Origin of the sequence: Janthinobacterium sp. P210006 (genome assembly GCF_036231885.1) — a bacterium.
GTDB lineage: Bacteria > Pseudomonadota > Gammaproteobacteria > Burkholderiales > Burkholderiaceae_D > Janthinobacterium > Janthinobacterium violaceinigrum.
The window spans coordinates 839,182-863,006 of the sequence record NZ_JAZARD010000002.1 but is presented as its reverse complement, the minus strand read 5'-3'; the positions used below and the strand labels follow the sequence as shown (position 1 = coordinate 863,006).

Below are 23,825 nucleotides of genomic sequence, written 5' to 3'. Positions count from 1 at the left end.
CCGGTAGCGCGCTTGCCCTGCCATGCGCTTTAGGCTAGTCTGGCTGGCAGACGGTGTTGACGGTGCGCCAGCGACGGCAAGGGCGCCATGATAACAAAACGCGGGAGACTCCCATGAATGCCTTTGACACGCATGAAGTTTTCAACCAGGCCACGCCGTTTGAAAACGTCAATCTGTTCGCCTGCGATCCCGCGCTGATCGAAGCGCTGCTGCGCGAGGGCGGCGGCGCCGCGCTGCAGGAGCTCGACGCGCTGGGCGAGAGGGTGGGCCGCGCCGAGACTTACGCGCTGGCGCGCCTGGCCAATATCCACACGCCCGAGCTGCAGCAGTTCGACCGGGCCGGGCGCCGCATCGACGAAGTGCTGTTCCATCCCGCCTGGCATGAACTGATGGCCATGCTCGTGGGCGCCGGCGCGCACGCCTCGCCGTGGGCCGCGCCCGGTCCCGGCGCCCAGGTGGCGCGCGCGGCCGCCTATCTATTAGTGGGGCAGGTGGAAAACGGCACGCAGTGTCCCGTGACGATGACGTATGCCTCCGTGCCCGCCTTGCGCCAGGCGCTTGATCTGCCGCAAATCGCGCAGCGCTGGCTGCCGAAAATCCTGTCGCGCGAATACGATCCCCGCTCCCTGCCCGTGGAGCAGAAGCGGGGCGCCCTGATCGGCATGGGCATGACGGAAAAGCAGGGCGGTTCGGACGTGCGCAGCAACACCACGCGGGCCGTGCCCGTGCCGCCGGCCGAGGCGCAGGCGCTGTTCGGCGACGAGGCTGGCGGCGCCTGGCGCATCGTCGGCCACAAATGGTTTTTTTCGGCGCCCCAGTGCGATGCCCACCTGATCCTGGCACAGGCGGACGAGGGGGGATTGTCATGTTTTTTCCTGCCCCGCTACTTGCCCGACGGCAGCCGCAATGCCATCCGCGTGCAGCGCCTGAAGGACAAGCTGGGCAACCGCTCGAACGCCTCGTCGGAAGTGGAATTTACCCATGCCTACGGCTGGCTGGTGGGCCAGCCGGGGCGGGGCATACCCACCATCCTGGAAATGGCCAGCCATACGCGCCTCGATTGCGTGCTGGGCAGCACCGGCATCATGCGCGCCGCGTTGACGCAGGCGCTGCACCATGCGCGCCAGCGGGCCGTGTTCGGCAAGCCGCTGGCCGAGCAGCCGCTGATGCAAAACGTGCTGGCCGACCTGGCGCTGGAATCCGAGGCCGCCACGGCCTTTGCGCTACGCCTGGCCCGCTGTTTCGATGAAAAGGACGATCCGCAGCAAGCGATGCTGGCGCGCGTGCTCACGCCGGCCGGCAAGTACTGGATCTGCAAGCGCGGGCCAGGCTTCGGCTTTGAAGCGATGGAGGTGCTGGGCGGCACCGGCTATGTGGAAGATGCGCCGCTGGCGCGCCTGTACCGCGAGCTGCCCGTCAATTCGATCTGGGAAGGCTCGGGCAACGTCATGTGCCTCGATGTCTTGCGCGCCTTCGGCAAGTCGCCGGCCGCGCGCGACGCCCTGGCGGCCGAACTGGCGCTGGCCGGCGATGGCGATGCCGTTTTCGACGGCTGCCGGGCGCGCCTGCTGGCCGACCTGGACGGGCCGCAAACGGATGAATTTGGCGCCAGGCAATTATCCGAACGTATCGTGCTGGCCGTGCAGGCGGCCTTGCTGCTGCGCCATGCGCCGCCGTTTGTCGCGCAGGCATTTTTGCAATCGCGGCTGGCGCAGGCGCCGGGCGGCGCGTATGGCCGCTTGCCGACGGGCACCGACTGCGCGGCCATCCTGGCGCGCGCGCTGCGCGAGTATTGAGGCGCGCGGCATGGCCGGACCCGGCCCGCGGCGCGCGCCAGCGCGGTTTTGTCTGTAATTATTTCAAAATTCCGGCCACAGGCGGGCTGCGGGCTGGGATAATGCTGCAATCCATCATTTTATCGACACGCGGCGCGCCTGCAGACCATGCTTGCCGCGCGCCAAAGAGCAGAGAAAGAAAAATAATATGAAACAAGATCCACGTTTCCCGAATTTGTTCATTACCGATCACCCTTTGATCCAGCACAAACTGAGCCACATGCGCGAGCACGACACGTCGACGCGCACCTTCCGTGAATTGCTCAAGGAAATCACCTTGCTGATGGGCTATGAAATCACGCGCGACCTGCCGCTGACCACGCGTGAAATCAAGACCCCGCTGGTCACCATCGACGCGCCTGTCATCGCTGGCAAGAAACTGGCCATCGTCCCCATCCTGCGCGCCGGCATCGGCATGAGCGATGGCTTGCTGAACCTGGTGCCATCGGCCCGCGTGGGCCACATCGGCGTGTACCGCGACCCGGCTACCCACATGCCCGTGGAATACCTGGTGCGCCTGCCGGACCTGAACGAGCGCACCTTCATCCTGTGCGACCCGATGGTGGCGACCGGCAATTCGGCCGTGTACGCCGTCGACGTGTTGAAGAAACGGGGCGTGACCGACGAGCAGATCATCTTCCTGGCGCTGGTGGCCGCACCGGAAGGCGTGACCGTGTTCCAGAATGCGCATCCGAACGTCAAGATGTTCTGCGCTGCGCTCGATTCGCACCTGGACGACCACGCCTACATCGTGCCGGGCCTGGGCGACGCCGGCGACCGCATCTTCGGCACCAAGTAAGCCACCTCAGGCGAGTATTGCGATGGCAACCTTGATCGACCCGGATTTTCGCGCGCGCTTGCGCGCCTTGAATGAAAAATATGCGGCTGGCGTGCCGGCCCTGATGCAGGCGATCGCGCAGGCAAGCGGCCGCTGCGACAGCGAAGGCCCCCGCCTGGAACCGTTGACGGCGCTGCACCGCGCGCTGCACGCGGTAGCAGGCTCGGCCGCCACCTTCGGCTTTGCCGCGCTGGGGCAGGAATGCCGGCGCATCGAACAGCTGGTGCGCGCCATGCTCAACGCCCCCGCGCAAGCGGTGGCGGAATGGCCTGCCGTGCGGATGCAAGTGGAGACGCTGTTGCACTGGGCGGCACGCGATGCGGGCGCCACCCATTTCACGGCATAAGCGACAGCGCCATAGGGATGTGGTTGCAATGATTCATTTGATACAACGCAAAGCACCCGCGTCGCAGATTAGGATATAGTGTGTCCATGCCGCTGGTACAGGGCGCCGCAAGACGGGGATTTGGCTATTAAAGTGGTGTTCGCAAGTTTATTTTGCGAAAGAATGGTTTTTCTCAGTTTTGTTGGTATAATTGGGCATCGTTGGATTCGAGGTAGTAGTGCAGTTTGTCTGTCATTTCTTTCTTGCTTCAAACGATATAACGGGCGCAAGCCCAACTTAACTGAAATAGGAAATTGTAATGGCAACTGGCATCGTAAAATGGTTCAATGATTCGAAGGGTTTCGGCTTTATTACCCCTGACGAAGGCGGCGAAGATCTGTTCGCTCACTTCTCGGCTATCCAGTCGAACGGCTTCAAGTCCCTGCAAGAGAACCAACGCGTTTCTTTTGAAGTGACCGCTGGCCCTAAAGGCAAGCAAGCTTCGAACATTCAGCCAATCTAATACGCTGGATCAAACGAAATAAAGAAATCCTCGGTCTCCGAGGATTTTTTTTCGCCTGAATTTCCGTGAAGCATGGGTTTTGCGTGCTTTGCGGGGGGGCATTTGGCCCATGAGTAGCCATTTGCCGGGCGGCTGCGCTGCGGCGCCGGCCAGTCGGTCGGGCAGGTCGGCCTGGCGCTTGCGCGGACGCCAGCATTCCCCTGTCGCTACTGGGCTGGGAATCGTCGGCTTACGCTGCGCTAAGCCGACCTACGCCGACCTACGTCGCTACGCTGCTTCTTCATGCTGCCGGGCGGCGTCTGGCGGTGAGTCTGGAACTGGAACGTCGCGGTGCCCAATCAAACCGTAGCGAGCGGCAGTGATTTGTGGCCGAGAAGCGCAACCGTACTCTAGTACGGTGAGCATCGCCGGCCGCAAAGCGCGACGCGCAGTAGGTTTGATTGGGTGCTATCAGAAAGCGGGCTCGCGCCAGTAATCGGGCTGTGCGTATGAATGCCTTAAAAAATCCACAAACGCCCGTATGCGCAGCGGCAAATGGCGGCGCTGGGCGAAGACGGCGTAGATGTCGTTGCCGGGTGCGGCGAACTGGTCCAGTACCGTCACCAGCTGGCCCGAGGCGATCTCTGCCCCCACTTCCCACATCGAGCGCCACGCCAGGCCCTTGCCGGCCAGCGCCCAGTCGTGCAGCACTTCGCCATCGTTGCAGACCATATTGCCCGCCACCTTTAGAATCACATTCTTGCCGTTTTCGCGGAAGGTCCAGCCCCGCTGGCTGCCTTCGCTGCTGATCGCCAGGCAATTATGTTTTGCCAAGTCGGCCGGGATGCGCGGCGTGCCTGCCCGTTTCAGGTAGGCGGGCGAGCCGACGAGCACGCGCTGGTTATCCGCCAGTTTCGTGCTCACCAGCGAGGAATCGGACAGGCTGGCGATGCGGATGGCCACGTCGATGCCTTCGCCGATCAGGTCGACGAGGCGGTCGTTCAGGTTCAGCGACACCGTCACGTCGCGGTGCTCGGCCACGAACGAGGGGATCAGCGGCGCCACGTGCTGGCGGCCGAAGCCGGCCGGCGCGGAAATGAGCAAATGCCCGCTGGCCTTCACGCTGCGCTCGGCCACGGCCGCTTCCGCCTCTTCCAGTTCGCCCAGGATGCGCTGGCAATCTTCCAGGAAGGCGGCGCCTTCATTCGTCAGGGCCAGCTTGCGCGTCGTGCGCTGCAACAGTTTTACGCCCAGGCGCTGCTCCAGCGCGTCGAGGCGCCGGCCTATCATGGCTGGCGCGATGCCTTCCGCACGCGCGGCGGCCGACAGGCTGCCCTTGGCCACGACTTCCACGAACGTTGATATTTGTCTGAACTGGCCCATTTGATGCTCTCGCTATCTCGTCACTTGTGATAAAAACGCATAGATGAAGTGATTTTTAATCTCGTTTCCATGCCTTATAGTGCAATACTATAGAACAAAAGCGCCGCCCGGCAGAGTGTTTTTGCACCTCTGTCCAGCTTGTCCGCGCAGTCGTTCCGCTTATACTTGGATCACCAGATTACCTTTGCTTATATTTATTAAAAACCGGAGAACTTCATGACGCAGAACACGATCGCACTTCCCGAAGGCATGCAAATCACGGGTGACATCCAGCCCGGCTATGAACAGATCCTGACGCCGGCCGCGCTGGCCCTGGTGGCCAAGCTGACGCGCGCGTTCGAGCCGCGCCGCCAGGAATTGCTGGCCGTGCGCGTGGAGCGGGCCAAGCGCCTCGATGCGGGCGAGCGTCCCGACTTCCTGCCGGAAACCGCGCACATCCGCGACGGCGACTGGAAGATTGCGCCGATCCCGAAAGCGCTGGAATGCCGCCGCGTGGAAATCACGGGCCCCGTCGAGCGCAAGATGGTCATCAATGCCTTCAATTCCGGCGCGGACAGCTACATGACGGACTTCGAGGATTCGAACACGCCGAACTGGGATAACCAGCTGACGGGCCAGATCAATATGTTCGACGCCGTGCGCAAGACGATTTCGCTGGAACAAAATGGCAAGTCGTACAAGCTGAACGACAAGATTGCCACCCTGGTCGTGCGTCCGCGCGGCTGGCACCTCGATGAAAAGCACGTGCTGGTCGACGGCAAGCGCATTTCCGGCGGCATTTTCGACTTTGCCCTGTTCATGTTCCATAACGCCAAGGAACAGCTGGCGCGCGGCGCCGGCCCGTACTTCTACCTGCCGAAGATGGAATCGCACCTGGAAGCGCGCCTGTGGAACGATATCTTCGTCATGACGCAGAACGAGCTGGGCTTGCCGCAGGGGACGATCAAGGCGACCGTGCTGATCGAAACCATTCTGGCTGCCTTCGAGATGGATGAAATCCTGTACGAATTGAAGGAGCACAGCTCTGGCCTGAACGCGGGCCGCTGGGATTACATTTTCTCGTGCATCAAGAAATTCAAGCTGGACAAGGATTTCTGCCTGGCCGACCGCGCCAAGGTCACCATGACGGCGCCGTTCATGCGCGCCTACGCCTTGCTGCTGCTGAAAACCTGCCACAAGCGGGGGGCGCCAGCCATCGGCGGCATGGCAGCCTTGATCCCGATCAAGAACGATCCGGAAAAGAACGACATCGCCATGGGCGGCGTGCGCAACGACAAGGCGCGCGATGCCACCGACGGCTACGACGGTGGCTGGGTTGCCCATCCGGGCCTGGTGGAGCTGGCCATGGGCGAGTTCACGAAAGTGCTGGGCGACAAGCCGAACCAGATCGACAAGCAGCGTCCCGATATCGACGTCAAGGCATCGGACTTGCTGAACTTCCAGCCGGAAGCGCCGATCACGGAAGCAGGCTTGCGCTACAACATCAACGTGGGCATCCACTACCTGGGCAGCTGGCTGGCCGGCAACGGTTGCGTGCCTATCCACAACCTGATGGAAGACGCGGCCACGGCCGAGATCAGCCGCTCGCAAGTGTGGCAGTGGATCCGTTCCAGCAAGGGCGTGCTGGAAGACGGCCGCAAGGTGACGGCCGAGATGGTGCGCGCCATGATTCCGGAAGAGCTGGCCAAGGTGCAGCGCGATGCGCCAGGCGGCGACGGCCCGACCTATGTGCGTGCCGGCCAGATTTTCGAGGAAATGTCGACGTCGGAATCGTTTGCCGAATTCCTGACCTTGCCGCTGTACGAAGAAATCTGATCCTGATCAACTAGACGGATAAAAAAATCCCGGTAGTGCTGTTGGCACGACCGGGATTTTTTGTATGGATGACTGCAACACCTGGCAAAACCGGTGCGCGGCAGGTTTGCTCAGGTGTCCTTAGAAATTATTCTTCCACATGCGCAAGGCCGCAAAGGCTTCCACGGGGGAGGCGTCGGCCGCCAGTTTGCCTTCCACCTTCAGGCTGGTCAGGATTGCCGGTTCGCGGTAGCGCAGGAAGGGGTTCGTGGCCTTCTCCAGGGCAATCGTCGACGGCACGGTGGACAAGCCCTGCTGGCGCTTTTCCGTGTCGATGGCGATGCGTTCCTGCAAGGCCTGGTTGCCCGGCTCGACGGCGTTGGCAAAGCGCAGATTGGACAAGGTGTACTCGTGCGCGCAAAATACCTCGGTATCGTCGGGCAGGGCGGCCAGCTTGGCCAGCGAGTCGGCCATCTGGCCCGGCGTGCCTTCGAACAGGCGGCCGCAGCCGCCGGCAAACAGGGTGTCGCCGGAAAACAGCCAGGGTGCGTCGCCGTGCTCCGTACGCTGCCGTACGTAGGCGATATGGCCCTTGGTGTGGCCGGGCACGTCGATGACCGTCATCTGCAAGCCCAGCTGGGGCACATAGGCGACATCGCCTTCGGCAAGCGGTTCCGTGATGGCTGTGATAGCCTCATTGCGCGGGCCGAAGACGGGCACGGCGAAATGCTGCAACAATTCAGGCACGCCACCCGTGTGGTCGGCGTGGTGATGCGTGAGTAAAATGGCGGACAAGGTCAGCTGATGGGCTTGCAGCGCATCGAGGATGGCCATCGCATCGCCGGGGTCGACCACGGCGGCGTGGCGGCCGTCATGGATCAGCCACAGGTAATTGTCGGCAAAGGCGGGCACGGCAAGTACCGATAAAGCGTGTTCAGGGGAGTGTGTCATGAGCAAAAGAGAAAACTGAATGGACAGTGTGGCATCCGAAAAATCCATTATAGCGCTTGACGGCTGGCTGCAGACGCCGGCCGGTCTGTACGTGCGTGCCTGGGAGCAGCAATGTCTGGACAGCCTGACCGTCGACATCTTCGGTTTTAATGCCGTGCAGATCGGCTTGCCCCAGCTCGACGCGCTGGCCGCCAGCCGCATGCCGAACAAATGGCTGCTCGATTCGCGCCTGCCTGCGCGTCCGCCGCAGGAGAGCCGTTTGACCCTCGTGTCGGCTTTCGACGAGCTGCCGTTCGACTCGCAAAGCCTGGACCTGGTGGTCTTGCCGCACGTGCTTGAATTTGCCGCCGAGCCACATCAGGTCTTGCGCGAAGTCGAGCGGGTGCTGATACCGGAGGGGCGCGTGATCGTCTGCGGCTTCAATCCGGCCAGCCTGTGGGGCATGCGCCAGGGCCTGGGACGCGTCACGGGACGCCATTATTTGCCGCAGGCGGGCGAGCTGATCTCTATGCCGCGCATGAAAGACTGGTTAAAATTGCTGAACATGGGCGTCAGCCAAAGCCACTTCGGCTGCTACGCGCCCGCCTGCAAGACGGAAAAATGGCTGCGCCGCAACGCCTTCATGGACAAGGCCGGTGCGCGCTGGTGGCCATATCTGGGCGCAGTGTATATAGTGCAGGCGATCAAGCGCGTCAAAGGGATGCGCTTGATCGGTCCGGCGTGGACCAAGAAACCGGCGACGGCGCCCGCAGGCGCACCGGTCACGAACAAAAGGCGGGAACAGCAAGATGGATAAGGTAGAAATTTACGCCGATGGCGCATGCAAGGGCAATCCCGGCACGGGCGGCTGGGGCGCACTGATGGTGGCCGATGGCGCCAAGAAAGAAATTTACGGCGGGGAACTGAACACGACGAATAACCGCATGGAATTGAAAGCCGTGATCGAAGCCTTGACGGCGCTCAAACGTCCCTGCCAGGTCGTGATGTATACCGATAGCCAGTATGTCCAGAAGGGCATCAGCGAATGGATCCACGGCTGGAAGGCACGGGGGTGGAAAACGGCCGCCAAGGCGCCCGTAAAGAACGTCGACCTATGGCAGGCGCTGGACACGGCCCAGGCCGTCCATGAGGTGGAATGGCGCTGGGTGCGCGGCCACAATGGCCATCCGGGCAATGAGCGGGCCGATGAGCTGGCCAACCTGGGCGTGGAAACCGTGCGCGGCTGAGAACTGAAATTTCCTGCCATGCCGCAGCGGGCAGGGCGTAACCGGAGGGCACAGGTTTGCTATACTGTGCCCTTCGCTTTTTGCTTTTAAGACTGAACCTGCCATGCGTCAAATTGTCCTCGATACTGAAACCACCGGCCTGAACCCGCGCACGGGCGACCGCATCCTGGAGATCGGGGCGGTCGAACTGAACAACCGCATGTTGACGGGGAATAACTTTCACCATTACATCAATCCCGAGCGCGACTCGGAAGAGGGCGCGCTGGCCGTCCACGGATTGACCACCGAGTTCCTCAGCGACAAGCCGAAATTCGCGGAAATCGCCGACGAATTCCGCGCCTACATCGCCGACGCCGAACTGATCATCCACAATGCGCCGTTCGATATCGGCTTCCTGAACGCGGAATTCAAGCGCCTGAACCTGCCGCCCGTCCACGAGCAAGTCTGCGGCGTGATTGACACCCTGGTGCAGGCGAAGGAAATGCATCCGGGCAAGCGCAATTCGCTGGATGCCCTGTGCGACCGCTACGGCGTCTCGAACGCCCACCGCAAGCTGCACGGCGCGCTGCTCGACTCCGAATTGCTGGCCGACGTCTACCTGGCCATGACGCGCGGACAGAACAGCCTGAGCATGGAAGAAGAAGTGGAAGTGGCCGCCGACGGCGCCGTGCTGGAAATCGTGCCGCTGGCCGAAGTCATCTTCCAGAGCGCCACACCCGAGGAACTCGCCGCCCACGAAGCCACCATCGCCGGCCTCGACAAGGCCGCGAAAGGCCAGTGCATCTGGACCGCCGTCACGGCGCCGCCAGCGGCCGCCTGAGAAAAAAGCGGGCCGCGCTAAATTTCCTGTCGCCAGCCCTTGCAGATGCCGCAACACCTATGCGATAATTCGCCTCGCTTCGGGAGGTTAGCTCAGGGGTAGAGCACTGCATTCACACTGCAGGGGTCGCAAGTTCGAAACTTGCACTTCCCACCAAGAATTCGTTTGATATCAAAGGCTTACACTGATCTAGTGTAGGCCTTTTTTGTTTGGTATGAAAAATCCGCTTCGGACCCGCCTGGACGAGGCCGGACAACGCATGCGGTGTCTACATTGGCACAGTCTTTCAGAGGCGGTACAGACTGCTGGAGCCAACGCTGTCCACCGGCGTGCCGTCCGTGCAGCTGGCCATCGGCAAACCCTGCGCCCATCCTGCTGCCAAGGCATGCACGTCACGCAAGGGATCGGACGCCCTGGCGCGTTCATTGCGAATGCGGCAGGTTTCAGGATCAGTAGCGAACAGGCCGCGCGCGAAAACTCGACCCTGCTCGGCCAGCTTCGCGGTCTTCGGCCCGCGGATCTCCGCGAAGCGCAGCAAGGCTGCATCGAGGCAGCCGTCCGTCCCAACCAGACACCGCGCCAGATGCCAGGCGTCTTCCAGTGCCTGACAGGCGCCCTGGCCGGAGGTCGGCAACGGCGCGTGCGCCGCATCCCCCACGAGCAGTACATTGGCCCGGCTCCATGTGTGCAGCGGCTCCAAGTCGTGCACGGCAATCAGTCGGATGGCATGCGCCGGTGTCGCCTGGATGATGCGGGTGACAGGCTCGGGCCATCGCGCGAACAGATCCTCAATCTCCTTCCGCATATCCGCTGCGGGCGAAGCCACCGGCAATGGCCGTGCCTGCGCCGCTGCCCAGTAGACCAAATCCGGCCGGACGGCCACGCAACCGAAGCGATCACCCGAGCCCCAATAATCCTGAATCGCGATATCGCCCACCAGTGCACTCTCCGCCTGCGCCACACCCACCCAGTTCACAAAGCCCTGATAAACTGGCGTGTTGTCCCCCGCGACAAACCGGCGCGCCACCGAGTCCATGCGGCCATCGGCGCCGATCAGCAGATCCGGACGAATGCTTGCCCCGTTTTCGAACCGCGCCACGGCTTTGCCGCCAGCATCGAGGTCGATCGCCACCGCCCGATGCTCGAATTCTACCGGGATCCCGGCCTGTGCCGCATGATCCAGCAGTACCGCCTGCAAGTCCCGGCGCAAAATCGTATGGGTGGGATGTCCCATAATCTGGTCCAGCAGCGCAATATCGATGCCCCCCAAAGAGTTTCCCGCGGCATCCTGGCGGTGCATGGCCACTGGCCGGCCTGCCACTGCAGCGATGTCTTGCAGCAGCCCGAGTTCCTCTAGCACAAAGCCGGCGTTGGGCCAGAGCGTAACGCCAGCCCCCATCGTCGTAGGCCCCGCCCGGCGCTCATATACGCGGGGACTGTATCCCCGCTTGCGCAAGGCAAGCGCCACGCTCAACCCTGCAATGCCGCCGCCAAGTATTCCGATTTCCATGCTGAAGCTCTCCTATTCAATCCGTCCCGACGCGCCGCCGACGGCGATACATCGGACGAGACGGCATCTTAAATTCCGCCACTGTGGAGCACTAGTATGTGAAAATGGGCGGCTTTCATACCTTAATCGGGATAATCATGCGCAATGCCCTCGACCTGAATACCGTCCGCGTCTACGTGGCGGTCGTCGATGAACAAAGCTTTGCCGGCGCGGCACGCCTGCTGACCCTGCCATCCTCTAACGTCAGCCGCCACGTCGCCTCGCTGGAACGCATGCTGGGCGTCCGCTTGCTGGAACGCAGCACCCGCCATCTGCGCATGACGGAAGCCGGCAGGCTACTCTACGAACGCGCAAAACCCTTGCTCGACGCCTTACTTTCCACTGAGGAAGAGCTTGGCGCAGTGCAGCGTGAACTGCGTGGCCCCCTAAGGATGTGCATGCCAGGCGAAGCGCCAAGGCTGCTGGCTCCTATCCTGGCCGAATTCTGCAGCCTCCATCCCGGCATCGAACTGGAATGCGACACGCGCCTGACCGGTCTGGAAGCCCTCCGGGAAGACATGGACCTGTCCATCGTCTTCCACCGTGGGCGCCAGGATGACAGTACCTTCATCACCCGCGAACTCGCTACGCTGCCCAGCATCGTGGTCGCGGCGCCCGCCCTGCTGGCCAAAACTGGAATACCGCGCCACGTGCGTGAACTTAGGTCATTGCCCTGCATTACCACCTTGAGTGCGTTAAAGGGCCAGCCCTGGCAGTTTCTCGACGCCACAGGCGACATCGTGAAGGTAGCTGTGCGTAGCCGCTATCGTGTTAACAGCGGAGAACTGGCATTGGCGGGCGCGCGGCAAGGCATCGGCTTCGCGATCGTGGCGGCCTATCCATGCCAGGAAGATCTTGCCGCGGGCCGCTTGCAGGAAGTGCCGCTGGACCTGTGCCCTGCGCCGCTGCAATTGCTTGGCGTGTACAGCCATCGGCATTCCGTGACTGCGCGGGTTCGGGCTTTGCTGGAATTGATACAGCTGCGGTTGGAAGGAGTCGGGAGCGGCTCAAGATGAAAATCGAATTGAGGAACGCGGCCGAATAGCCGAATGTCTGCTCCGCAACTGCAGATTCAATCGATCAACGCGACACTTTAGCTTAAATGCGCCATTGCTGAGCGGAATTGATGCGAAAAATAACTCGAATCGATTGCGCCGCGACACGCGAAACCCGGGATTAACGTTGTAAGAGGTTTAGTCAGCCCAGTGTGTGTTCGACCACCCAGCGCCATTTGCCCAGGCGATCGCGCGACTCGATGTGATTGCGCAACAATGCTTTACCCGCGCCCCGCCTCACACACATAAGCAATAGCAAACGATTCGTATGGCTGCAGGCTGAGGTGGTCGGTCCAGCTGTCACGCTGGGCATAGTTGCTGATCAAGCCTTGCCCGGCTATGCCGTGCAGCATTGCCGGCAGATCCAGTTCGACGTGTTCTCCGGAGAAGTTGTTGACGACAACCAGCTGCTGGCTCCCCAGGCTGCGCCGGTAGGCGAATACCTGCGGGTGCTGCTCCAGCAAGGGCAGGTATTTTCCGTAAACCATGACGTCCCAGTGCTTGCGCAGTTCGATCAGCTTCTGGTAGTGGAAGAAGACCGAATCGGGTTGTTCCAGCGCGGCCGCGACGTTGATCTCGGGGTAGTTTGGATTCAGCTTCAGCCAGGGCGTGCCAGTACTGAAGCCGGCGTTGGGTGTGCTGTTCCACTGCATGGGGGTGCGTGCATTGTCCCGCCCGTTGGCGTGGATGCCGGCCATCATCGTCTCCGGTGACACGCCGGCGGCCGTGCGTTCGTGGTAGAGGTTGAGCGATTCGATGTCGCGATAGTCGTCGATGGAATCGAAACGGACATTGGTCATGCCTATTTCCTCGCCTTGATAGACGTAGGGGGTGCCCTTGAGAAAATGTAGCGCGGTGGCCAGCATCTTGGCCGACTCGACCCGGTAACGGCCGGGGTCGCCGTATTTGGATACGGCGCGCGGCAGGTCGTGGTTATTCCAGAACAGCGAATTCCAGCCGGCATCGGCCAGCGCGGTCTGCCACTTGCCGATGATCTGCTTGAATTCGATCAGATCGAACGGCCGCGGCTTCCATTTCCCCTCCCTGGCATCGTGGGTCATGGTGATGTGCTCAAACTGGAAGACCATCGACAGCTCCTGACGCGCCGGGTCGGAATACAGCTTGGCGGTCTCCGGGGTGGCGCTCCACGTCTCGCCCACCGACAATACATCGCGTGTGGCCAAGGTCGCTTGGTGCATTTGCTGCAGCAGCGGGTGCAGTCGTGCGCCGTCGGCGATGATCTGCTGGTCGACCTGTTTGCCGATGAGATCGATCACATCCATGCGGAAGCCGCCGATGCCCTTGTCCAACCACCAGTTCATCATGCGATGCACCTCTTCCTGCACCTGGGGATTTTCCCAGTTCAGGTCCGGCTGTCGTTTCGAGAACAGATGGAAGTAATATTCCCCGCTGGCGGCATCGTATTCCCATGCACTCCCGCCAAAATACGAACGTTGCTGGTCGGGTGGGGAGCCATCGGCGCCTGCCTTGCGCCAGATGTAGTAGTCACGGTAGGGGCCATCCTTGGATTTCTTCGCCTCGATGAACCAGGCATGCTCGTCAGAGGTGTGGTTGACCACGAGATCCATCAAAATACGGATGTCGCGCTTGGCCGCCTCTGCGATCAACTGGTCCATCTCGGCCAATGTGCCGAATTCAGCGGCGATATCCTGATAGTCGGAGATATCATAGCCGTTGTCGTCCATCGGCGACCGGTACACTGGCGACAGCCAGATCAGGTTGATTCCCAGATGTTGCAGGTAGTCCAGTCTGTCGATGATGCCGGCCAGATCACCGACCCCATCGTGATTGCTGTCTTGAAAACTACGTGGGTAGATCTGATACACGACAGCGTTATGCCACCATTTCTTATCCAACATGATTATCTTTCTCGCTTATGGATTGGCTGCACTGTCTTGCAACGTGTCAAGGATCGCCAGGGGGAGGGCAGATCCGATTTCACCGTTGGAGCAGTCAGTTACGAGATCGCACACCAGGCGCCAGGCAGGACAACTGGGGTCCTAACGCGATCCATATGTTTTTCGTCTTCAAAGTACTATGGATCAGAAAAGTCCAAGCTATCCATGGCGTTTTACCCCGATGGCACCGTTCGCATCCGCCCCGTTTTCGGACGTTGGAGGCACTTGTTTTTGAGTCTGGGATAAGATGCCGGCTGACTTAATCGGCTGCCTAAAGGTGAACAATCGCTGGTGGATTACTGAGTAACGAGCCTCAATAATCACGATTGACCGAGTTGTAGGCGCGCCGATTGCCACTCCGGCCAGACAGCCTCTGCGACAATGTCCGGATAGCCGCGTTTCGCCTCCATCATTTCAGCTTGTGAAACGGGCATCGCCATGCAAGTCGCGTTGTCACGGGCAGCAATGACTTCGGGCTCTGTCAATGGCCTGCCCAACGTTTTTTCAGCGTGGAGAAGAACGGTCACAAGCGCAGGGATGAAAACCAAGCAGTGACGGTCTTCAGAATCGTGCGTAGACGGGGACGACGGCGCTTGCCGCTTTTTGAACATTCCAAACATTTAAATGTAAAAAGGCATAAAAATAATAATCAATCAAGTTCTGGCAATGACCGCTTTTGGCTGCGGATCCAATCGGTCAACGCAACACTTTAACTTAAATACATCGTTGGAGAACAGAAATGATGCGAAAGAGAACTCGAGTCGATCGCGCGGCGTCCCGCGAAACCCGAGATTAACCTTGTAAAGGGTTTAGCCACGGAAGAGGTCATGGTGGAATCCACCGAAGCTCAAGCAGCTCGTGCTGGAGCGCGGCAGAAGTCTCTGCAGGGCAGGGGGGAGATAGACAGGCCAGATCCGATCCCGTCGTTGGATCAGGCAGCTACCAGATTGCACACCAGGTGCCTGGCAAGACACTCCGGCCCTTAACACGATCCATCGGTTTTTCATCTTTCAAGAACCATGGATCAGGAGAGTCGCAGCTACAAATGGCGATTCATCCTAGCAAGAGTATGCTTCACAAGAAACCAACATCCCACAGCTATCCACGCCAGGGAGCAACCAATGGCAAAGTAGTGTGACGAGGCCATAGAAAAAGATAGGCCAAATCCATGCAGGGCCACCGCCAATGGTGAGGAGCACCAAAAAGGCAGAAGCCAGAGCAGCAACGACTATCGGCATTCCCAAGCCTTGCGCAATATAGCGTAGAGCGCATCCTGCCGCTCCATGTCCACCCGCGCGAATTATTTTTAGCCGCGCGACAAGAATTCCTCAGGCAATGGTGACAGGTAAAGACAAGAAAATTAACGCCAGCACCACTATGCTCAAAATTTCCATCAGGTCCAAGTTAAATGAATTTAAAGGCAGCTTGCGGCCGCGAACTCAATCGTTGGCTGCAATACTCTAATCTGCCGTCTGTGCATCGATGATGGATTGGCGCTCCCCTACCGAGGTACTGCAGCGCTTAACCACTGGCAGGTGCGTGGGCACTGACGTCAAGCCTTGCGGCGACCTCTGCAATCGCGAGGCTGCGCTCATTGGCCTGCTTGAATGCATCTATCGTAATTTCTTCGGTGTGCCAATTTCCATTCTTAACTAGCTCTTTGAGTGGAATGGCGGCGCAAGAATGCCGACAAGACTCATGGTAATTCAGATCGGCCTTCGAAAAAAAATCAAAAATCACCTAAACAATTGCAGAAAAGTCTGGATACCTTGTTCAAGAGCGGTGGATTGCTCCCGAATTGCAGGCATGGTCAGCAGCAGTGTTGTTGTCTCCTCCCTTCGGACGATCCCCCCAAACATCAATATTGTGCCCGTCATGCGACAGGCATAGCGACAGGGGAAACAGATGGTAGCGATTGTCAGCGGTAACACTCTTGGTTTGTTGGGCGGTTCGTCGGCGACGCTGGGGCAGCAAGGCGCGTTTGGCATCGCCGGCATCGGCAAGAGCCAGGAAAAAGGCTACCTGAATGTTTCCAATGGCAATATTGTCATGCAGCAGCGTGATGACTTTATCGCATCGCGTGGTATCGATTTATCCTTGACACGCACGTATAACGCGCAAGGGGAGCTGGGCCAGCACTGGAAATTTGGCCTCAATCGCGAAATCAGCGCCGTCACGGGTGTTGTCAACGGCGTTGGCAGCACGGTGGTGCGCATTGCGGGCGACGGCAGCGAAGCGCTGTATCTCTACGATGAAGCGCGTGGCGTATATGTGTCGACCGATGGCGCCGGCGCCTACCATACCCTGGCGTATGACCCGGCGGAGCAGCGCTGGACCTGGACGGCCGGCGATGGCCAGGTGCGCGAAGTGTATGACGCGACACAACAGGGCCGCATTATTTCGTCTGTGGACGAGAACAATCATCAGCTCAGCTATTTCTACGATGCCAATACCGGCCTGCTGTCGCGCGTGCTCACTGCCAGCGGCGATACGAGCTGGTTCGAGTACAGCAACGGCGACCTGGCGCAGGTGCGCGATGTGCTGGCGAACGGTGCAATACTGACGCGGGTGCGCTATGGCTATGACGCGCAGCACCGCCTGACATCGGTCAGCGCCGATTTGACGCCAGAAGACAACAGCATTGCCGATGGCGATGCCGCCGTCACCCGATATGCTTATGACGGTGACAGCGAACGCATCGCCAGCGTGACGCAGGCCGATGGTACGACGCTGGCGTTCACCTATCAGCAGTACGGCAATGACTGGCGCGTGACCTCGGTGATCGACGGCCAGGGCCGGCGCACGCAGCTGGCCTACGATCTTGCCAGCCGTACCACACGCGTGACCGATGCGCTTGGTACCGTCAGCGTGTATGCCTACGATGCGCAAGGCCAGCTGACCGGCGTGACCACACCGGCTGCGCAGCATACCTATGCCTACGACGCGCAGGGCAATTTGATCCGTAGTGGGGACGCGGCTGGCAACGTGGTCGAGATGGAATATGACGCCCATGGCAACCAGATCCTGCAGCGCGATGCGCTGGGCAACACCATCACGCGGACCTATGACCCGGTGCGCAATCGCCTGCTGACGGAAACGACGCTCCAGAGTGCCAATGCAGATGGAACCGCACCCGGCCAGGCGCAGACTGTGCGCTACATATATGATGCGGCGGGCCGCCTGCGCTTCCAGGTCGGCGCTCAGGGGCAGGTAGCGGAGTTCCGCTACAACGCCAATGGCGAACGTGCTGCCAGCGTCCAGTATGCGGGAAATCGCTACGATATCGGCACACTATCTGCTACGGCGGTGCCGGGCGAGGCGCAGCTGGCCGCCTGGGTGGACGGCATTGCGGACAAATCGGCCACACTGCGCGAGGAGTATGCATACGATGCGCGCGGCTTGCTGATTCTTGCGACAAGCTATGGTGCAGTCGATGCTGCCGGGCTGGGTGTTGGCTCCACGCAGACGCAGCAGCGCTACGTGTATGACCAAAGTGGCCGCATGCTGCAAAGCATGGACGGCACCGGTCAAGTCACCCGTTACACCTACGATGTCAACGGGCGTCTGCTCTCGAGCATGGACCCGCAAGGGAACGTGACCTTGACGAGTTACGACGCGGACGGGCGGCAAGTTGTGGCGGGATCGACGGGTTCGGCACTGACGACCTCGGTGTATGACCGTACTGGAGCCGCGTTATCTGTCATGCGCAGTAATGCCGCAGGCCAGGAGCTCGATCACATTCACTATTCCTATGATGCAGACAGCCGTTTGCAGCAGACGGCCAGCCCATCCCAGCATCGTTCAGTGATGTATGACCAACGTGGCCGTGTTGTTTGGCGTATCGATGAAGCTGGCGCCGTGATTCAGACCCAATACGATGGTAATGTTGTAAAAAATATAGCATATGTCAATCGTCTGACGTCCGATGCGCTGGCGGCATTGGCAGCATTGCCCGACTCGCTGCCGACGCCACAGGTCGATGCCTTGCGTGACGTGGTGAGTTATCAGTTGCTCGATGACGCAGGGAAAGTGATCTACAGCATCGATGCTGGCGGCAAGGTAATCGAGCAACGCTACGATGCGCGTGGGAATGTCGTAGTGCGCATCGTGTACGCCCATCCGGTGGGCTTTGGCCAGCCGCTGTCCTTGGTGGAAGTTGCGCAGCAGCTGCAGGCACGGCAAGATGCTGCGGCCGATATCCGCACGGTCAACAGTTATGACGCGGCCAATCGCCTGGCATATTCGGCCGACATGGATGGCTTCGTGACGCAGTACCTCTATGATCAATGGGGAAATCTGGCGAAACAGATTGCGTATGTCAAGCCTTTGGCCGGCACGGCATGGAACACTGGCGATCTGTCAGCTGTGACGGCAGGAGCCGGCGACAGGATACGCAGCTTTGTATATAACGATGCCGGTCAAAAAGTGTATGCGATCGATGCGGTCGGTACCGTCACCCAGTATTGGTACGATGGCGCCGGGAATGCGGTGCGCAGCGTGCTATATGCACACCAGCTGGCAGCATTCGTCGACCGCAGCAGCATCCCTGGGCTGGCCCAGGTCGCATCCCAATTGCGTCCGGATTCCTTGCGTGACATTGGCAACATGAGTGTCTTTGACTCAGAGAAAAGATTGTCGTACAGCATAGACGTGATGGGCTACGTGACGCGCCTGTCCAAAGATGCCGATGGCCGCGTGCTCCAGTCGGTGCGCTACGCGTTGCCATTACGTTCATTCAATACAGCGATAACGTGGACGGTGGCGCAGATCGAGGCCGCCTTGCAGCCCGATGCCAATGCGGATACCGTCGAGACGAACATCTACGATGCGTTCGGCAACGTAGTGAAAGTAACGGATGGCGCGGGTAAGGCCAGGTATCGCTATTATGATCAGCAGAACCGGCTGGTGCTCGAGGTCAGTGCGCAGGGAAGTGCCTCCAGGATTACGTATACCGGCAGCCAGACGCAGGTGATGGAATCACAAGTCGCGGTTAGTCTTTTATCTCCGGCAACAGTCGGGGTATTACCTGAGTTTGTTGCGATAGGCAACGCGGTAACGTATGGAACCGCTTATGACCGTGCCGGTCGCATGGTGGAAATGTTTAGTGGAAATATCTCCACACGGAAATATGAGTATGACGGATTTGGCGACCGCGTACGGATGATTGATTCCTTAGGTCGGCTCACTGACGTGACATATGATGCTCGGGGCTTGCAATCTAGCATGACCTACCCGCGCACCGGACTCGATGCCGCTGGCGTACTGCGTCCCGTCATCAACCGGAATAGCTATGACTTTGCCGGCAGGCTGACGCAACGAATTACGTCAGTGGGCCTCAAGGCACAAGAGCGCTGGGAGTATGAGTATGACCTGGCAGGAAAAGTGACTCAGCAGACTTATGTCAGCAACAGTACCCGCGTCGTCACGGATGCACTGGGGCGCGTCGTGGCGCTGACGGATTTGCAGGGCGTTGTGACGCTGACCACCTATGCGGCCGATGGCGGCAAGACGATATCGAAGGAAGTCAACGGCGAGATCACGCTGTCCGAGTACGATGCGGGCGGGCATTTGCTGCGCGAGACTTTGCCCAAGACCGGGGTGGATGCCTCTGGTGCATTGCATCCGGTGATCAATACGTATCGCTACGACGCTGCCGGCAGGGTGACGCAGAAGGTGCTGTCCCTTGGCCTGGTTGCGCAGGAGAGCATCGATTATGCATATGATGATGCAGGCAAGTTGCAGCAGCGCATTTACGCTTTCAATGGCAGTAGGACTATCTACGATGGGCTGGACCGGCCAGTTTCCGAGACTGATGCCCAGGGCAATGTCACGCTGACAAGCTATGCTGCTGATGGCGGCAAGATCGTGTCAAAACAGGTCGGTGGCAAGACGACTATCTATGAGTACGATCAATCTGGTCAGCTGGTTCAGCCGGCAATTCCGGGCGATACATCGGCACTGCGCATATATGATGCGCGCGGCTTGCTGATCCGCGAGACGTTGCAGGAAACCGGGAAGGATGCGTCTGGTGTATTGCATCCTCTGGTCAATACGTACAGCTATGATACTGCCGGCAGATTGACGCAGAAGATTGAAGCCGTTGGCCTGGTTACACAGGAGAGCAACGATTATGTGTACGACCAGGCTGGAAAGCTGCAGCAGCGAACTTATGTTGGCAATGGTCGGCGCGATATTTTCGATGGGCTGGACCGACGTGTATCGCATACGGATGCGCAAGGCAATGTCATATTGGCCACCTATGCGGCGGACGGCAGCAGGACGGAGTCGCGGCAGATCAATGGCAAGTCGAGCACCTATGAATACGATAAAACTGACCGGCTGACGCGATTGGCCGACCCGGATGGCGTGGTGAAAACGTACGAGTATGACGCGCGCGGTTTGCTGATCCGCGAAACGTCGTCGGAAACCGGAAAGGATGCGGCGGGCGTATCGCATCCGGTGATCAATACGTATAGCTATGATGCCGCCGGCAGGATGACGCAGCAGATTTTGGGGCTTGGCTTGGTAGCGCAAGAAAGCAATGACTACACGTATGACCAGGCAGGAAATCTGCAGCAACGCACCTATGCAGGTAACGGTACGCGTAGTGTTTACGATGGACTGGGCCGTCGTGTGTCGCATACTGATGCACAAGGTAATGTGTCACTTGTCACCTATGCGACGGACGGCAGCAGGACGGAGTCGTGGCAGGTTGGTGGCAAAACCACCGTTACTGAATATGACGCACACGAGCGGATAATTCGCCAGACCCTCCCGGGGACAGGCAAGGATGCCGCTGGTACGTTACGTCCAATTGTCAATACCTACAGCTATGATGCTGCTGGGAAGATGACGCAGCAGATTCTGGCGCTTGGTCTAGTCGCGCAAGAAAGCGACGACTACGTTTATGACCAGGCAGGAAAGCTGCAGCAACGAATTTACGCTGCGAATGGTACGCGCGCAGTCTTCGATGGACTGGACCGGCTTGTGTCGCATACGGATGCGCAAGGCAACGTGATGCTGACTACCTATGCGGCGGACGGCAGCAGGACGGAGTCGCGCCAGGTCAATGGCAAGACATCCACCTATGAATACGATAACGCTGACCGGCTGACGCGATCGGCCGACCCGGATGGCGTGGTGAAAACGTACGAATATGACGCGCGCGGTTTGCTGATCCGCGAAACGTCGTCGGAAACCGGACAGGATGCAGCGGGCATATCGCATCCGGTGATCAATACCTATACCTACAATGCCGCCGGCAAGATAACGCAGCAGATTCTGGCGGTGGGCCTGGTGACGCAGGAAAGCAACGACTATGTGTATGACCAGGATGGAAAGCTACAGCAACGCACGTATGCCTTCAATGGTAGCAAGACTGTCTACGATGGACAGAACCGGCCAGTCTCCGAGACCGATGCCCAGGGTAATGTCACGCAGACAAGCTATGCTGCTGATGGCGGCAAGATCGTGTCAAAACAGATCAATGGCAAGACGACTATCTATGAGTACGATCAATCTGGCCAGCTGGTTCAGCCGGCAATTCCGGGCGATACATCGGCACTGCGCGAATATGATGCGCGTGGCTTGCTGATCCGCGAGACGTTGCAGGAAACTGGGAAGGATGCGTCTGGTGCATTGCATCCGGTGATTAATACGTACAGCTATGATGCCGCCGGCAGGATGATGCAGCAGATTTTGGGGCTTGGCTTGGTAGCGCAAGAAAGCAACGACTACACGTATGACCAGGCAGGAAATCTGCAGCAACGCACCTATGCAGGTAACGGTACGCGTAGTGTTTACGATGGACTGGGCCGTCGTGTGTCGCATACTGATGCACAAGGTAATGTGTCACTTGTCACCTATGCGACGGACGGCAGCAGGACGGAGTCGTGGCAGGTTGGTGGCAAAACCACCGTTACTGAATATGACGCACACGAGCGGATAATTCGCCAGACCCTCCCGGAGACAGGCAAGGATGCCGCTGGTACGTTACGTCCAATTGTCAATACCTACAGCTATGATGCTGCTGGGAAGATGACGCAGCAGATTCTGGCGCTTGGTCTAGTCGCGCAAGAAAGCGACGACTACGTTTATGACCAGGCAGGAAAGCTGCAGCAACGAATTTACGCTGCGAATGGTACGCGCGCAGTCTTCGATGGACTGGACCGGCTTGTGTCGCATACGGATGCGCAAGGCAACGTGATGCTGACTACCTATGCGGTGGACGGCAGCAGGACGGAGTCGCGGCAGATCAATGGCAAGTCGAGCACCTATGAGTACGATAAAGCTGACCGGCTGACGCGATCGGCCGACCCGGATGGCGTGGTGAAAACGTACGAGTATGACGCGCGTGGTTTGCTGATCCGCGAAACGTCGTCGGAAATCGGAAAGGATGCAGCGGGCGTATCGCATCCGGTGATCAATACCTATACCTACAATGCCGCCGGCAAGATAACGCAGCAGATTCTGGCGGTGGGCCTGGTGACGCAGGAAAGCAACGACTATGTGTATGACCCGGCTGGAAAGCTGCAGCAACGCACGTATGCTGTCAATGGTAGCAAGACTGTCTACGATGGGCAGAACCGGCCAGTCTCCGAGACCGATGCCCAGGGTAATGTCACGCAGACAAGCTATGCTGCTGATGGCGGCAAGATCGTGTCAAAACAGATCGATGGCAAGACGACTATCTATGAGTACGATCAATCTGGCCAGCTGGTTCAGCCGGCAATTCCGGGCGATACATCGGCACTGCGCGAATATGATGCGCGTGGCTTGCTAATCCGCGAGACGTTGCAGGAAACCGGGAAGGATGCGTCTGGTGCATTGCATCCGGTGGTCAATACGTACAGCTATGATGCTGCTGGCAGAGTGACGCAGAAGATTGAAGCCGTTGGCCTGGTTACACAGGGGAGCAATGATTATGTGTACGACCAGGCTGGAAAGCTTCAGCAGCGAACTTATGTTGGTAATGGTCGGCGCGATATTTTCGATGGGCTGGACCGACGTGTATCGCATACGGATGCGCAAGGCAATGTCATATTGGCCACCTACGCGGTGGACGGCAGCAGGACGGAGTCGCGGAAGATCAATGGCAAGTCGAGCACCTATGAATACGATAAAACTGACCGGCTGACGCGATCGGCCGACCCGGATGGCGTGGTGAAAACGTACGAGTATGACGCGCGCGGTTTGCTGATCCGCCAGACGTCGTCGGAAACGGGTAAGGATGCTGCGGGCGTATCGCATCCGGTGATCAATACGTATAGCTATGATGCCGCCGGCAGGATGACGCAGCAGATCATGGCCGTTGGGCTGGTAGCGCAGGCAATCGTCGATTATGAGTATGGCCAGGATGGAAAGCTACAGCAACGCACGTACGCCTTCAATGGTAGCAAGACTGTCTACGATGGACAGAACCGGCCAATCTCCGAGACCGATGCCCAGGGTAATGTTACGCAGACAAGCTATGCTGCTGATGGCGGCAAGATCGTGTCAAAACAGGTCGATGGCAAGACGACTATCTATGAGTACGATAAAACTGGCCACCTGATACAATCGACCGACCCGGACGGCGTGTCGATCATGCGCGACTACGATGCGCGCGGCTTGCTGATTCGTGAGACGT

Annotated in this window: 14 protein-coding genes and 1 tRNA gene; 11 read left to right on the top strand and 4 right to left on the bottom strand. The window is 59.3% G+C overall.

The genetic code is table 11. From position 1 onward, the window contains the following. Positions 1-113 precede the first annotated feature (113 nt). The 4 genes from VPH41_RS12325 (at position 114) to VPH41_RS12310 (ending at position 3,521) form a co-directional block, all read left to right on the top strand. A complete protein-coding gene (locus VPH41_RS12325; protein WP_328570234.1) occupies positions 114-1,796 on the top strand; it encodes an isovaleryl-CoA dehydrogenase in 1,683 nt (560 codons plus the stop codon). 187 nt (positions 1,797-1,983) lie between these two features. Beyond that, positions 1,984-2,634 carry a uracil phosphoribosyltransferase gene (upp, locus tag VPH41_RS12320; RefSeq protein ID WP_046682928.1) on the top strand — a complete coding sequence of 217 codons (651 nt, stop codon included), beginning with the start codon at positions 1,984-1,986 and terminating at the stop codon, positions 2,632-2,634. A 22-nt stretch (positions 2,635-2,656) separates the two neighbouring features. Further along, positions 2,657-3,019, top strand: a complete 363-nt coding sequence (locus VPH41_RS12315; protein WP_328570233.1) for an Hpt domain-containing protein — start codon at positions 2,657-2,659, stop codon at positions 3,017-3,019. A gap of 298 nt (positions 3,020-3,317) precedes the next feature. Next, complete coding sequence (locus VPH41_RS12310) at positions 3,318-3,521, top strand: cold-shock protein (protein ID WP_010398811.1); 204 nt, start codon at positions 3,318-3,320, stop codon at positions 3,519-3,521. Positions 3,522-3,971: 450 nt separating this feature from the next. On the opposite strand, the gene VPH41_RS12305 is transcribed toward VPH41_RS12310, so the two are convergent. Then, entirely contained in the window at positions 3,972-4,883 is a 912-nt protein-coding gene (locus VPH41_RS12305) for a LysR family transcriptional regulator (protein ID WP_328570232.1), read from the bottom strand. 216 nt (positions 4,884-5,099) lie between these two features. Between VPH41_RS12305 and aceB the strand changes: the two genes are divergently transcribed. After that, positions 5,100-6,698, top strand: coding sequence for a malate synthase A (gene aceB / locus VPH41_RS12300; RefSeq protein ID WP_152259463.1), 1,599 nt, complete (start codon positions 5,100-5,102; stop codon positions 6,696-6,698). A 120-nt stretch (positions 6,699-6,818) separates the two neighbouring features. Here aceB and gloB read toward each other — a convergent pair whose 3' ends face one another. Then, complete coding sequence (gene gloB, locus VPH41_RS12295) at positions 6,819-7,628, bottom strand: hydroxyacylglutathione hydrolase (RefSeq protein ID WP_328570231.1); 810 nt, start codon at positions 7,626-7,628, stop codon at positions 6,819-6,821. A 19-nt stretch (positions 7,629-7,647) separates the two neighbouring features. Here gloB and VPH41_RS12290 point away from each other — a divergent pair, with 19 nt between their 5' ends. From VPH41_RS12290 to VPH41_RS12275, 4 genes are all read left to right on the top strand, one after another. Then, on the top strand, positions 7,648-8,424 hold the full coding sequence (locus VPH41_RS12290; protein WP_152281320.1) for a class I SAM-dependent methyltransferase: 777 nt from the start codon (positions 7,648-7,650) through the stop codon (positions 8,422-8,424). Beyond that, positions 8,417-8,854: a ribonuclease HI gene (gene rnhA, locus VPH41_RS12285; RefSeq protein WP_328570230.1), complete on the top strand. Its 438-nt coding sequence runs from the start codon at positions 8,417-8,419 to the stop codon at positions 8,852-8,854. Before VPH41_RS12290 ends, rnhA begins: the two co-directional genes overlap by 8 nt. A 103-nt stretch (positions 8,855-8,957) precedes the next feature. Continuing rightward, on the top strand, positions 8,958-9,674 hold the full coding sequence (gene dnaQ, locus VPH41_RS12280) for a DNA polymerase III subunit epsilon (RefSeq protein WP_328570229.1): 717 nt from the start codon (positions 8,958-8,960) through the stop codon (positions 9,672-9,674). 81 nt (positions 9,675-9,755) lie between these two features. Next, positions 9,756-9,830: transfer RNA gene (locus VPH41_RS12275), tRNA-Val, on the top strand. Between the two features lie 130 nt (positions 9,831-9,960). Here the strand turns inward: VPH41_RS12275 and VPH41_RS12270 are convergent. Further along, on the bottom strand, positions 9,961-11,184 hold the full coding sequence (locus VPH41_RS12270; protein ID WP_328570228.1) for an FAD-dependent monooxygenase: 1,224 nt from the start codon (positions 11,182-11,184) through the stop codon (positions 9,961-9,963). A gap of 137 nt (positions 11,185-11,321) precedes the next feature. Between VPH41_RS12270 and VPH41_RS12265 the strand changes: the two genes are divergently transcribed. Then, positions 11,322-12,239, top strand: a complete 918-nt coding sequence (locus VPH41_RS12265) for a LysR family transcriptional regulator (protein WP_328570227.1) — start codon at positions 11,322-11,324, stop codon at positions 12,237-12,239. A gap of 260 nt (positions 12,240-12,499) precedes the next feature. Here the strand turns inward: VPH41_RS12265 and VPH41_RS12260 are convergent, their stop codons facing one another. Next, positions 12,500-14,158, bottom strand: coding sequence for a glycoside hydrolase family 13 protein (locus VPH41_RS12260; RefSeq protein WP_328570226.1), 1,659 nt, complete (start codon positions 14,156-14,158; stop codon positions 12,500-12,502). Positions 14,159-16,102: 1,944 nt separating this feature from the next. Between VPH41_RS12260 and VPH41_RS12255 the strand changes: the two genes are divergently transcribed. Further along, on the top strand, positions 16,103-23,825 hold a 7,723-nt coding region (locus tag VPH41_RS12255), incomplete at its 3' end, for a hypothetical protein (RefSeq protein WP_328570225.1).

Excerpts from the sequence above, each read along its gene's own strand:
- VPH41_RS12325 (WP_328570234.1), top strand. The coding sequence starts at position 114 with ATGAATGCCTTTGACACGCATGAAGTTTTCAACCAGGCCACGCCGTTT.
- upp (WP_046682928.1), top strand. The coding sequence starts at position 1,984 with ATGAAACAAGATCCACGTTTCCCGAATTTGTTCATTACCGATCACCCT.
- VPH41_RS12315 (WP_328570233.1), top strand. The coding sequence starts at position 2,657 with ATGGCAACCTTGATCGACCCGGATTTTCGCGCGCGCTTGCGCGCCTTG.
- VPH41_RS12310 (WP_010398811.1), top strand. The coding sequence starts at position 3,318 with ATGGCAACTGGCATCGTAAAATGGTTCAATGATTCGAAGGGTTTCGGC.
- VPH41_RS12305 (WP_328570232.1), bottom strand. The coding sequence starts at position 4,883 with ATGGGCCAGTTCAGACAAATATCAACGTTCGTGGAAGTCGTGGCCAAG.
- aceB (WP_152259463.1), top strand. The coding sequence starts at position 5,100 with ATGACGCAGAACACGATCGCACTTCCCGAAGGCATGCAAATCACGGGT.
- gloB (WP_328570231.1), bottom strand. The coding sequence starts at position 7,628 with ATGACACACTCCCCTGAACACGCTTTATCGGTACTTGCCGTGCCCGCC.
- VPH41_RS12290 (WP_152281320.1), top strand. The coding sequence starts at position 7,648 with ATGGACAGTGTGGCATCCGAAAAATCCATTATAGCGCTTGACGGCTGG.
- rnhA (WP_328570230.1), top strand. The coding sequence starts at position 8,417 with ATGGATAAGGTAGAAATTTACGCCGATGGCGCATGCAAGGGCAATCCC.
- dnaQ (WP_328570229.1), top strand. The coding sequence starts at position 8,958 with ATGCGTCAAATTGTCCTCGATACTGAAACCACCGGCCTGAACCCGCGC.
- VPH41_RS12270 (WP_328570228.1), bottom strand. The coding sequence starts at position 11,184 with ATGGAAATCGGAATACTTGGCGGCGGCATTGCAGGGTTGAGCGTGGCG.
- VPH41_RS12265 (WP_328570227.1), top strand. The coding sequence starts at position 11,322 with ATGCGCAATGCCCTCGACCTGAATACCGTCCGCGTCTACGTGGCGGTC.
- VPH41_RS12260 (WP_328570226.1), bottom strand. The coding sequence starts at position 14,158 with ATGTTGGATAAGAAATGGTGGCATAACGCTGTCGTGTATCAGATCTAC.